The organism is Gangjinia marincola (assembly GCF_039523415.1).
Classification (GTDB): domain Bacteria; phylum Bacteroidota; class Bacteroidia; order Flavobacteriales; family Flavobacteriaceae; genus Gangjinia; species Gangjinia marincola.
On sequence record NZ_BAAAFG010000012.1, the window covers coordinates 1 to 13,122 of the forward strand.

The following is a 13,122-nucleotide window of genomic DNA, read 5'->3' on the forward strand; positions in this document are numbered from 1 at the left end:
ATAGACAATTAGATTCAAATGGGGTGCGATGTACAAATCCCGTTGAAGGCGATGGAGCAAAAAGGGAAACGCACAGCGTGCGTGATTTTTGCGTCCCCCTAGGGCCATTGCCTTCAACGGTCTGGGCTATGCTCAGTGCGGGGTTAAAGGTCAGTATCTTTCAGTTTTCTGGCCCGATTTTCAAGAGATAAGTCTCTCAAAATTAATGTATTGCCCGCATTGATTATAGCCGTTGTTAGCATTAGTTCTTTTTTAAAGATGTTTAATCCTTGATTCAAATCTTTCATAAAGTCTGTCATTATCAGTCTCATCAATATTTTGACTTTGAAAAATTGGTACAGATATTCCTTGTTTACGATTAATTTTTATTGCTTCGGTCGTAAGAATGTTGACAATCAAAATGCCAAGAACAGATGACGCAGGCCCAATAAGCTTTTGGTCAGACTTCATTACTCCGTCTCCAGAAGGAACGCAATTATCAATTACTAAATCGGCAATCTCAAAGAGTCTTTTACCGCTTTTATGTCGTGATTCATATTTCTGGGATTGTTCAAGAGACGTGATCGCAATTACTTTAAGTCCTTCGTTTCTAGCTTTGATTGCCATTTCGATTGGTATCGCATTTCTTCCAGAATTAGATATTACAATTATCAAGTCTGATTTTTGGATTTTATAATTGTTCCAGAGTATTTCTGCAATACCGCTTACTTGTTCAATTTCTGCTGATCTTCTTGCTCCACCAGTGAGTAGCACTAAGTCGTCCATAATTGCATTAACATTCGCTATATTAGATGCCCTTCCAAACATTTCCATTGCAATCATTTGAGAGTGACCGGTTCCGATCGTGTGAATAATTCCGTCATCGGCAACAATTTTTGCTACCATTCGTGATGCAGTTTTTAATTTCTCGCTTTGTGTCGCTGAAAGTTTATCTATTAACTTTTTGATTTCATCTAAGTATTCAAACATTTTAATCGTATAGTTTTAATTAATGCTAACGGTTGAGCTATGAACAGTATGGGAGCAAATTAGCGTTTGCTTTCCGCCACGCACATAGCGAAATCTTATTGTTTTGATTTATTTTTTCTTGTCCAGAGCAAAATCCATAAGATTTTGCGGACTTCATAAAAATACGCAAACCTTTCGATTGAGCCCGAAGCCCTTATTGTTTATAGGTTGTGTTGTAAAACGTTTTTATTTCAGTCCTTTTACGATTTCTTTCAAATCTTTTATCTCCGACTTTTCTTCATTTATTTTTTTTATCACAAACTCAAGCAGAACTAATATTTTGCTAGCTTTTTCTAAAGATTCTGATTCTGTTAAAGAATGAAGTCCTTCCGAAGTTTGGTTATACAATAACTTAATTGGATTGTCCCCAAGTACTTTCAACGAACTTGGTAAATGTTCAAATATGTTGTCGTAGATAGTGCTGACTTTGGGGTTTTCATTATGCTTATCTAATAGTTTTTGAATTTCAGAATTATGAGAATCAGGTAGTTTTTTGATACTCTCAACAATATGAATTAGTTCCTTCTCAACGATTCTGCGAAAGTATGCTAATGCTCCTATGCCAAAATTTTGAGCTAACGCATTAATACCTTTGTAATACCATTTATTGGATTCTCTGTCAAAATAATTTTTGATTATTTTGTTAGGAAGAATACTTATTTCTGGAGAAGCTCCAATTTTTTCTATTAAAATGTCAGGCTTATTTTTAGGAGGAGGAGGTTCGGGAATATTAGAAATGGGCTTACTAATACGACCCAAATCTTCTAGTATAACATTGTTAGAATATACATGAAGTTGAAATTCTACGTGATACTCATTGCAAGACTTACACTTACATATTGCTTTGAAAGTATGATTTAATTTTCCATCTATTATAAAATCATTGGATAAATTGTACATAATCCCATAGTAGGGTTCGTAGGATGGCTCTAATTCAATTTCAAAAGTTCTATATGCCTCTTCCTTTTCGCATTTGTATTCAAAGGTTTGTCCAATAAAATCGGTTGGAATGACAAATGTTTTCCCTCCTGGAGTATATTCTTTGTGTAGTACAAATTCTTTGTAAAGACCATAGTCTTCTAAAAACTCTTTCATTTATTTTAAATGTTTTACAACGGGATTTGTGTATGGCGTGTGGGGCGCAGCGCCACGGGTAGCCATCATCGCGCCCCATAGGGTATACACTGTGTTGAAGGCAGTGCTTTTTGCCTTTACACCTTGGGATAAAAATAGACAATTAGATTCAAATGGGGTGCGATGTACAAATCCCGTTGAAGGCGATGGAGCAAAAAGGGAAACGCACAGCGTGCGTGATTTTTGCGTCCCCCTTGGGCCATTGCCTTCAACTCGTTTATATCAGCAATACTACTAAAAAAATGATATAAGACATCGTTGTAAATGTAAAATTATGACAATCAATATGTTGAAAATACAGAATTTTTGATATTGCGTATATCCACCTAGTTGTTGATATACTCCTTGAGGAAGAGTTATTTCACTATATATCCAAAATATTAAATTTTTAATGTGCTAAAAAATAATGGAATACAAATAAAATTAGTTTTAAACATGATGATTGTGCAAAGATATGTCGATATACGTATAGAATTGATAATATAGGTTGTCAAGTACAATGTCAAAAAAGCGATGGATGTAAATCAAACAAAACCTTGAACCATCTAAAAAGGATACCCAATCGCAAAGTTAAACACGGGTTCATCCCACCTAAAATCCCAACGTTCGCCTTCGTCAAGCTGAGGGTCGTGAATGGGAGCTGCTAAGTCAAAACGAATCACAAAACTCTGGATGTCAATCCTAATTCCTGTACCCACGCCAATACCCAGTTCATTGATAAAATCAGATTCAAAGCGGCTACCGCTGAGTTGGGTATTTTCAGGAGCGTTCCATACATTACCGGCATCTCCAAAGACCGCCCCGTTTACAAAGTTAAACAGCGGGAAACGGTACTCAATGTTTGCCTCCAGTCTAATATTCCCTGCCTGATCGTAAAAGCTGGTCTGATCACCATCCTCTGGCGTGTAGGTTCCCGGTCCTAAGGACCTGATTTGAAATGCACGCACACTGTACGGTCCACCACTAAAATACTGCTTTAAGTAGGGGAGGACGTCACTGTTGCCATAGGGTTTACCATAGCCAGCAAATAAGCGCGTAGCGATCTTTTGGCGTTTGGCGAACTTAAAGTGATAACGCACATCTACATCTGCCTTGGCGTACTGGGAATATTGCAGCCCAAAGATGGTCGCAGGATCATCTGGACTCCCCCCGCCACTAAACAGGCTTAGGGAATTACCGGCGGTATCCAGGTTGAAATTAAAGTAGAATTGGTGCGTATCCTTAGTGTCTACCATCCCATTGTAGGTAAACGAATACCGCATCCCGCTAATGAATTGCTGATCAAAACTACGCTGTAAGAACTCATTGTCATCCAACACCTCTTGGAAATCAGTCGTAACGTTACCCAGATTTACGTAGGTGCTCTCTACAGGAAAGAATTCGTGGGTGACATAACGGTTAGCCTGCCATAAATACCCCAGTTTGGCATTGAGAGAAGTAAGCGAAAACAACTGGCTGCGGTTTAAATATTCTGCTCCCAGACTCATCACCGTTTTTGGGATGGCGTAATCAAACCAATCTGTATTAATGGTAAAGGGTAAAATCATTCGTGGGAAGGTGAGCTTGCTTTCTACGCCTAGTAGCAAACTACTTGTTCCTAGATTTTGTTTGGTAGAGCCCAATTGTACTTCATACCCCACATTGGCCGATAGGTCCAGGATCTCTCCGCCTCCAAACAGATTTCGGTTGGTGTAAGAGGTTGAAAAATTTGGTCCGGCAAAATTATTAGATTTCGTCACTGCTTTTAACTCTGCCCTTAGTGAACGTTTGTTCAAGGGTGAAAGATAGATGTTGGCCTCCAGCAGTCCCAGGCTGTCACTGGGATTAGTATCCAGCTCATTGTATTCAATATTGATGAACTTATATAAACCGATAGAGGAAAGCCTTCGGCTGGTGTTGGAGGATTTTTTAGGACTGTACAAATCACCTTCTTCAATCAAAATAAACGGATCCAGTCGCTTGGGTTTAAAAAAAACTTCTTTTTGAAAATAATTCTTTTCGGCATACCTGTCTTTAAACTTCCGCGAAAGCGAATCTTCCTCAACCGAATAATGCGGATAGATATTGACGGTTTTGATCTTATAGGGAATGGTCGATTTTTCGGGGATTTTATTCTTCAGGCGTAGAAAGAGGTCAAACCTCCTGGTATCGTATTGATTCGTATCTGCCTCAAAAATTAATAATCCGGCATTGAAATGATAATATCCTTTACTCCTAAGTTCTCTCTCTAAACGTTCTCTTTCCGCCTTGAGCGCACTCAAATCAAAGCGCATCTTGTCTTTGATGATGTTGCCCGGCAGCTCTTTTTTAAGTTCAGAATAAATCAGCATGGTATCGGTATCCAGCTGATACGATTTAAGCAAATAGGGATTTAAGAGTTTTACGCGATAATCAACGCTGGCTTCTTTATTGGCGGTGTCGCGCTTAACATCTGACGCGACCACACTGTAGAAAAATCCATTATTCTCCAGCTTGCCTCTAATGAGATCTTCTACCTGGTAGGGTTCAACATCAGACAGGTATACAGGTTCCTTCCCGAACTTATTATTGAGGAATTTATTGATGAAACCGGGTTTTTCTCGTTGGGCTTTATAGTGAAAATACAACCCGGGATACATGCCTAAAAACTTGTTGTTGGTGGCAGGGATTAAACTGGCCGTCAGTGCATTTTTTAATTCTCCTTTGTCCTTAATAACTGTATCGCTCACCACTTCTACATTATCACTGGTATACAGGTATTCCCCCTCTGGTATAAAACGCTCTACGCTACAGGAACTTAGTCCCAATAGAAATATCCCCAGGACCAGAGCGCAGCAGATTCTTTTTGTATATGGGTAGCGATTATTCTTCACCAGATGATTTAATTTTTGTTTTTGTACTAAACAGGGAACGCCACAATTCATCAAATTGATTGAATTCGCGCGTAAATATGAGCGAAATTCCATTGACAATCAACTGCCCGTCAATGATGTTTTCAAATTGATTTCTTCTAAAGCCTTTTAAGCGATAGCGCCCGTCTTTAGTAAGTAAATAAGCGATGCTCACGTTACCAATCAAAGGTGTGGTTTCAGTATCGTTCGCATTGTTATTGCCGCCTTCTACATCTACCTGGCTGCCCACTCTAACCACTAATCGATCATCCAATAATTTCTTTTGAGCAGCGACATCCAGGGTGGTGCGTTGCTCTGGATTGTCTCCCTGATAATCGGTGTAGCTGTCCAGTCCAAAGTCCAGTGAAAAGCCGCTGTCTCCTAATAATTTATCTGAAAATACATTTAATTGATCAGAGATTGCGTCATTAAGGTTATCCCGCGCAATATTGGCACCGCTAATGCCTGATCCGTCACTGCCTGAAGCCGAAAATTTATTCAACACCAGCAAGCTAAAGACTTGTTTATTGAGCTGCGCCTCTTGTTGGTTGACCTGTTGCACATAGCCATAAACTTCTCCACCGGCTAATCCACGCTCACTCTCTGGCATGTCTAATCCAAACGATATTTTAGGCTGAAGGATTTCACCGTCAATATTTAAATACACATAGAACTCAGCTTCCTGCCTAAACCGTTGACTGTCAGCGCTACCTAACGAACTAGTTTGCAGCGCCATTAATCCTGAAGCCGAGGTTTCTACATCATATCGTGCTTTTACGTCCAGTTGAGCTCCCAAAACGTCTCCATACCAGCTTACTTTACTGCCTTCCAGGATTTCAAACCTGCGCTTGACCAGATTGTAGAGGCTCATTTCATAAAACCCATCGGTGATCGTGTAGCTTCCATTTAATCTCATCCTGCCTGAAGCATCCATCCCAAAATCCAAATTACCGTTTCCTTGTACCTGTAGTTGATCCCCGGTTTGTTCGTTGAGAATTATGCTCACTTTAGCCCCTTTATTGATCAATAATTTAGCGGTGATGTCCAGTCCCGAAACGGTGTAGACTTCTTCTTCAGACTCGGTTAAAATACTATCGGGGTTTTCTTTGTTTACAAACATGACAACACCCTGCATAGACGCGATTTGAGTTTGTTGGGGAGGCAGCACATAGGAGACATTGGTGTCCTCTTTCACCACCAGTTTTCCTTTTAACACCGGTAATTTGAGATCGCCGGTAAGTGTGGCATCGGCATTAAAACTTGCAGTTCCATAGAACAGATCAAAATCATCTTCATCTGAGTTTAAGATGTGAAAATCATCTGCTTTGAGGGTTAAATCAAATGTTGGATTAAGGAAATTTTCTGTTCCTATTTTTCCGCTAACGACCAAGTCATTTTTCTTTTCATCGGTAATCGTGAAACCATTCATAGCAATCGCTTCGTTGTTAATCTTAATGCGTTCATTGGCAAGTGTAAACGCGGCATTGAGTTTTTTAATTAAAAAATCTGCTTCTTTAAAGTTGAGTTGACCGTCGTACTGAGGATCTGCTATGGTACCATCAATGTCTATTTTACCTGTAATCTCACCTTGTGCATTTTGAAGTTCGCCTAATGAAAACGCCTCGACTGCTTTCATATCAATACGATTGAGGTTTAAGTCCAGGTCAATTTGAGCAGAGGTAGGATTGGGGCGATAATCCCCGGTTAAATCTATGTCAATGAGTCCGCCATTTATCTCCATGTCGGCCGTGTAGTCGATCCCGTTTTTTGATTGAGCATTCAAGGCAATCTTGCCCATATCTTGCTCCATCACCTTAAACTTATTGACCGTTAAGTCTGCCACTAAAGCAGGCTTTTCAAATGGAAATTCTACTGCGAAATAACCGTTTACATCACCTTCGGCGAGTTTTTCATCCGGATTTAAGTAAGTAAATAAGGTTTGAAACGGCCAATTTCCCAATTCCATTCCAATATGTTCTCCTTTGATATTGGGAACATTGTTGACTAATTCAACTCGTTTGGTATTTCCTGCTTGACCTTCAGGTTGGCGAGTTAGTACAAAATCGTAGGCTTCAATATTGGTCTTTGTAATGACGAGTTTATTATTGGGATTAACGTTCCATTGGTTTCGGTTAAAAATTAATTCTGAAGTGTCTAAACTAAATTCATACCGTTGCTCTTGGTTTTGAATGATTTTTGATTTTATATGGATGAGTTTTTCGGCGTCTGCATAGGAGATAAAGTCAAGATTGACCACATTATCGGCCACCTTGCCGTCAAACACCGTTTTTTGGATATCTATGGGCCCCGACTGAATATTCTTAAACGCCAGTTCAAAATCTAAATGTTCTTTGTCGCTATCAACCACCGCATGAAGGCTATCTACCGTAGTACCCGCGTAAATAATGAGCGGTGCATGAAGACTGGATGTTAATTTACGCTCCTTTTCTTTAAAATTCATGTTGATGGAAATGGTATCCATCTCAGTAATGCCCGGTAGGAATACCTCACTCAAAATAGGAGCTTCACTTAAGGTAGCACTCACCGTGAGGTTCACAGGGTTTGTAATTGTATCGGTTTGAGGAGTTTCGGTGACGTAACGCTCAAAATGGTTTTGGAGCGCAGCGCCTAATCCGCCGGGATCTGTATTTGAATTTAGGGTAAGATCCAATATTCGGTTTTGTATCTTCACAGCTGTGGTATCTGGCTCAACGTGAGCCTTGAGATCAAAATTCCCCAGCAAATACGCTTCATTGTTTAAGACAGCGACGCCATCGATAATTTCGGCATCAACATCATAATCTTTGGTGTTGCCTTCAAGACTGGCATCTAATTTAAAAGCTGTTCTTACATCGCGTCTGGTAAGACCTATGCCTTTTAAATTTGCACCTATAACACCCAGGCTAAGATCAATTTTTGAAGTAATAGAATCTAACTCCACGCCTGCCGTAAGGTTGAGGTTTAAGAATTCATCGGTGTAATCAGATCGTATTTCTCCCTGCCCGTTTTTGATATCTCCGGTTAACGTGAGATCATTAATGTTGTAGTCTTCATAGGTGAATCCTTCTACAGTTGCATCTAGTTTGGCATCCAGATCGCTTAGGGTTGAACCGCTGCCTGTAGCCGTAAGACTAAGGTTGAGCTTTCCTAACTTTTCATTTTCTAACAGCGTGCCCAGGTTAAGGGAATCCACGTTAAGTTTTCCATCAAACGCGAGTTGATCCCCAAAGGCGGTAGATGCATCCACTGTGATACTTCCTTCATTTGTAGCCAAAAGGACATCTGCATCTACCTTAGTCATGGTCCCCGCTATATCCCCTTGAAGACGTATTTCCTTCGGAAGATTTATACTGAGTTGATCCTGCGGAACAAAAGCCAGGACATCTGATTTTTGCGTGGTAATCTGTACATCTGGCAGACGAAAGGATAAGGAGTCTGGGACAGTTGGATGTTGTAGTGATCCCGAAGCCGTGATACGGGTCGTCCCTCCCCAATTAAAATTAATTTCTTTAAATTGAATATCATCCATTTGACCCGAAGCAGTCACATATCCCGTAATATTCTTTTTCGCTAAGGTTTGCACGTATGGGTTTTCTTGTAACGCCGGTTGAAAACGATACAATTCCTCAAGATCAATTTTTATTTGGTTGAGATCAAGAGCGGCGTTTACTGTGCTGGGACGATCCATAATCGCTTCAAGAGAAGGATAACTCATCGTAACAGAACCTGCCAATCTGTTACTATTGACTCTTGCGTTTAAACCTTTAAGGTCTAATCCTTTGTTTGAGAGTCGCGCATCGAACTGCAATTGATTTACGCTAATACCAGATCCTTCTTTTAGAAAGAGATGTGCCAAATCCAGATTCACAAACCTATCTTTCAAAACAAAGTTCGTGGCGTTGAGTTGTAATTGGGAGAGCCGGATAGCATTAGGGTTAAAATTACCTTCACTTACTTTTGCACCATTGAGGTAATACTCAAACGTATAATCATCCAAACTCAGCCGATCTACGTCAATATCAATGGGTGGCCACGGAATTTCACCAGAGGTGGTCTTATCTGTCGCCGCATCATTCGATTCTGTCATATCAAGGCGCAGATCACTGTTGTTCATCGTTAGCGAACTTGCCTTATAGCTCATTTCACCTAAGTTTACCTGAGCTTCTTGAACATTTAAGGTACTAATATCTGTGTTGAAATCAAGATTGTCTGGGGTAGAACTATAATCAATGTTAGTATTTTTGACTCTAAAATCTTCTACCACAAAGCGAGGTAATGGGGTAGACGTAGAATCATTAGATTCTGGCATAGGACCGGTCTGCTCAAAAGAAAAATCAGTATCATTAAGATAAACCCTGTCTGCCACAAAAACCATACTGTCAAGTTTTGTTTCGCTCATGCGCAAGTCAAAACTTCCTAAATCTACCTGCATGTCCATATTGGTCACCTCGTCTACATAACTCACCTTAATATCTTCCAGTTCAAAATCACCCAGGGTCAGTTGTGTTGATCCAGATGAAGTCTCTTCATTTTGAGGTGTTGTTTGTGATGGATCACCGGCTAACGCATCGATTAAAAACTGAAAATTATATCCACTCATCGTATCCTGGCGTGAGATATTAGCCCTTACGTTACTCCATTCTACATCATCAATGGTAATCCCGTTTCCTGTAATTAGATCCCACAGGGGTATATCAGCTTCCAGCGCTCCGGAATATAAGAGTGTATCGCCTTTTTTATCTTCAAGGTACAATCCGTCTAACGCGACATCTCCATCAAATGTGATGAATAACCTTTCAATCTCGACTACGGTGTTCGTTTTATCAGATACGTAACTGGTGAGTTTATTCTTAATGATATTTTGACCCCAGGGACTGCGAATGAACAGTATAATTGCCATAAAAAGAATTACCAACGATAAAAGTACGTATAGAAAAATCTTTACGGCTTTTCGTTTTTTAGAAGACTTCTTTTTACGTGAATTGGAATTTGACGTTGCGATTATAGTTTACTTAAAAGTAGAACAAAATTAACACTATAACGCGGGTAGGAATGGGATAGCTTATTAAAACCTTGTTATAATTATACCCCGGCGCGTTAAATAATCCTAAATATTCTATATTGCCCGCCAAAGTTTTATGATAAATAGCCACATAGTTTTATTTGTAGTAATTTTGACCTAAATAAAATAGTCATGAAACGTTTTTTACTTTTATTCGCCTTAGCTAGTTTTTCATTCTCATATGCCCAAACCGAAGATGACAGAACAGTTTATTATTTTATACGACATGCTGAAAAAGCTACTGTAAAATCTGAGAATCCTCACTTATCGGGAGCTGGCCTGGAACGGGTGGAAAAATGGAAAACGTACTTTGAAAATAAATCTCTGGATGCTGTTTTCTCTACCAATTATCATCGCACCATGGAAACAGCAACGCCTATTGCTGAAATTCAAAACCTGGAAGTGAGAAACTATAAAGCTGAACGTTTAAACGTAAAGGATCTGGTAAAGAAACCAAAAGGAAAACGCATTTTGATCGTTGGACATAGCAACACCATCCCAATGCAGGTGAATGCCCTGATTCAAGATGATGTATATAAGGATATGGATGAGAGTATTTACGACAGGCTATACATTGTAACATTTCAAAATGGAAATGTGAGCCATAAGGTTACCGAGATCAACTAGCCCCCAATTCTGTTTTGTTCGTCCTTTGCACTGGATTCGCGATTACGCTTATTTTTAACCTCTTTATTACCAAAACTATAGCTCAGGTAGGCTTGTACGGTACGGCTGTCGCTTCCTCCATTCCCATCAATAAATAGATCACCAAACTGGGTCTCTCCGCGCCATGGGATGGTATATAAAATATCATTGGCCGAAAGTTTTGCTGTCCAGTTAGTCCATTTTTTTTGAACACCTACGTTTAATGAACCTAAGGACTCTGTTTGATATGTTCCTCCCCAAATGGATGGACTGCTGTACCAACCACTAATTTCAATCGTGAAATCTTTAGGCAAGCTAAAGGTACTCTGGGCATAACCGCCATAGGTGGTTTGATCTACGGCCAAAAAAGCAGGATTGGTGGGAGTATATTTACTGTAATATCCATAAAGGCTCACATAAATATTCCACCATTCCTTAAGTTTCTTAGGATAGGATACGCTCAGGTTATAAATCTCCTGATCAGCTACGTTTCTCGTGCTTAGGAAATTTTGATTTTCCCCGACCGCCTCAGTCACTTGTGCAAAGAAATCACTTACATAAGAATAGCTAAGACTTGTAGTTAAAGTGTATTTGTAGGTATGTGATAGCTTCACATTCTCAGTATATTGAGGTTGTAAGAAAGGATTGCCTCGTCTAAAACTCAATTCATCCAGCTGATACTCAAATGGGTTGAGATCCTGGTAATTGGGTCGCTGTATTCTTCTGCTATAAATAAAAGCTAATGAATGATGTTGACTCGCCTGATAGGTAAGTCCTCCAGATGGAAACCAGTTCGTGTAATCCCGTTCTACCAGTTCATCATCATTTTGGGTCATGGTGGTTAATTCTCCCAAAGAATGTGTGTTTTCCATACGTATTCCTGCCTGAATTTTCCACTTCTTCATAGAAACATTATAATTGACATAAGCAGCCAGGATGCGTTCATCGTAGACAAAATTATTGCTTCGGGTGGTATCCAATATGGCTTCATCATTTTCAATGCTAAAAAACTCAAACGTATTATCTGTATTGACTTGAGAGAATTTACCGCCGGCGGCAAAGGTACCCTTGCCTAGTTTTTGTTCGTAATCAGCCTTAGCGACATAAATAGCAATGTCTATAGGCGTATTTTGAGCGGTGATGTTTTGGTTAAGTATTTCATCTTGAGGAGTAAGATAAAAATTGGGCTGGTCATTAGTTCGTTCGCGGTCAAAATAACCATACGTAAGATCAACATTTAGACTCGTGCCCAGCGTATCTTTGTATTGATAATATAAACTGGTATTTGTATTTAGGCTGTTGCTTTCACTTGAATTAGGTGCAAATAAAATACTATCTACAGCGTTAGTACCACGATCAATAATAGGAGTTCTTGACGTAGATCTGGATTCAGCATCCCTCCAGTTGGCACTAAATTGAGCTCCTACAGTATTTTTTGTATTGACAACATAATCTGCAGAGGTCCTTATATTATTGTTGAATCCATCAAATTCTGATTCTGTTTGTGCGTCGAATATTTTGTCTCCCTGTATTCTAAAAAGATTAATAAATCCGGTTGATCTACCGGTATAGTTGGAATAATTCAAACCCAGATTCCACTTTTTTGTTTTTTTCGTTAGCGCAAGACTGCTATTATTTCTAAAGAAATCACCATAGGTCAATGTACTGGAGATGCTACCTCGTGTCCCCAATCCTTTTTCTCGTTTTAAGCGAATGTTAATGATTCCCGCATTACCGGCAGCATCGTATCTGGAAGAGGGTTGAGTAATAATTTCAATGGATTCTATATCATCGGCTTGCAGTGATTGAAGAAATGCGGTAAGATCATCTCCAGATAAAAAGCTTTGTCGATCATCAATGTAAATAAGCACTCCGCTTTTTCCTTCTACAATGATGTTATCATTGTTATCAATGCGAACACCCGGTGCTTTTCGTAGTAAGTCAAGGGAATTATTTCCGGTTGCGGTGATGGTTTCAGATACATTAAATACGGTTTTATCCGGCTCAACCTGTACAATAGGTTTTCTTGCTTTCACAACAACTTCTTCAAGCGCTTCAGCATCTTCTCTAAGTATAATGGGATCTAATATTTTATCGGTCTTTCCCATGTTGAGTCCATTGCTGTAAGTGGTGTAACCCACAAAACTTACATTGATCTTATAGTAATCTTCAGGAATATCCTTCAGGATGAATTGACCATCTTCCTGCGTTACTCCGGCTTTGATGAGGTTACCATAGGCATCATTTAGTAGGATGTTGGCAAAGGCAATGGGTTGATCCTTTTGATCAACTACTCTTCCGCTTAAAGACTGACTGTAATACGCTTCCGCGGAAGCGAAAAAAACGATGAGTACAAGAATGTATTTTTTCATGGTAGTTTTATTTGAGTTCAAAGATGGATCA

At 39.5% G+C, this 13,122-nt stretch carries 6 protein-coding genes; 1 reads left to right on the top strand and 5 read right to left on the bottom strand.

Going from position 1 to position 13,122, the window contains the following annotated elements; translation table 11 throughout:
* Nucleotides 1-252 precede the first annotated feature (252 nt).
* The 4 genes from ABD000_RS04635 to ABD000_RS04650 all read right to left on the bottom strand — a co-directional run bounded on the left by ABD000_RS04635 (nucleotide 253) and on the right by ABD000_RS04650 (nucleotide 9,912).
* A complete protein-coding gene (locus ABD000_RS04635; protein ID WP_343764459.1) occupies nucleotides 253-969 on the bottom strand; it encodes a sugar isomerase domain-containing protein in 717 nt (238 codons plus the stop codon).
* Nucleotides 970-1,194: 225 nt separating this feature from the next.
* Complete coding sequence (locus tag ABD000_RS04640) at nucleotides 1,195-2,103, bottom strand: hypothetical protein (RefSeq protein ID WP_343764461.1); 909 nt, start codon at nucleotides 2,101-2,103, stop codon at nucleotides 1,195-1,197.
* Nucleotides 2,104-2,687: 584 nt separating this feature from the next.
* Nucleotides 2,688-5,045, bottom strand: a complete 2,358-nt coding sequence (tamL, locus tag ABD000_RS04645) for a translocation and assembly module lipoprotein TamL (protein ID WP_343764463.1) — start codon at nucleotides 5,043-5,045, stop codon at nucleotides 2,688-2,690.
* Nucleotides 4,984-9,912, bottom strand: a complete 4,929-nt coding sequence (locus ABD000_RS04650; protein WP_343764465.1) for a translocation/assembly module TamB domain-containing protein — start codon at nucleotides 9,910-9,912, stop codon at nucleotides 4,984-4,986. The genes tamL and ABD000_RS04650 overlap by 62 nt, the downstream gene beginning before the upstream one ends.
* A gap of 294 nt (nucleotides 9,913-10,206) precedes the next feature.
* Here ABD000_RS04650 and ABD000_RS04655 point away from each other — a divergent pair, with 294 nt between their 5' ends.
* A complete protein-coding gene (locus ABD000_RS04655) occupies nucleotides 10,207-10,701 on the top strand; it encodes a phosphoglycerate mutase family protein (protein WP_343764467.1) in 495 nt (164 codons plus the stop codon).
* Here the strand turns inward: ABD000_RS04655 and ABD000_RS04660 are convergent.
* A complete protein-coding gene (locus ABD000_RS04660) occupies nucleotides 10,698-13,091 on the bottom strand; it encodes a TonB-dependent receptor (protein WP_343764469.1) in 2,394 nt (797 codons plus the stop codon). The two genes, ABD000_RS04655 and ABD000_RS04660, sit on opposite strands and share 4 nt — an antisense overlap.
* Nucleotides 13,092-13,122 lie beyond the last annotated feature (31 nt).

Bases quoted from the DNA above. Each gene is read 5' to 3' on its own strand.
- ABD000_RS04635 (WP_343764459.1), bottom strand. From the start codon at position 969: ATGTTTGAATACTTAGATGAAATCAAAAAGTTAATAGATAAACTTTCA.
- ABD000_RS04640 (WP_343764461.1), bottom strand. From the start codon at position 2,103: ATGAAAGAGTTTTTAGAAGACTATGGTCTTTACAAAGAATTTGTACTA.
- tamL (WP_343764463.1), bottom strand. From the start codon at position 5,045: ATGAATTGTGGCGTTCCCTGTTTAGTACAAAAACAAAAATTAAATCAT.
- ABD000_RS04650 (WP_343764465.1), bottom strand. From the start codon at position 9,912: ATGGCAATTATACTGTTCATTCGCAGTCCCTGGGGTCAAAATATCATT.
- ABD000_RS04655 (WP_343764467.1), top strand. From the start codon at position 10,207: ATGAAACGTTTTTTACTTTTATTCGCCTTAGCTAGTTTTTCATTCTCA.
- ABD000_RS04660 (WP_343764469.1), bottom strand. From the start codon at position 13,091: ATGAAAAAATACATTCTTGTACTCATCGTTTTTTTCGCTTCCGCGGAA.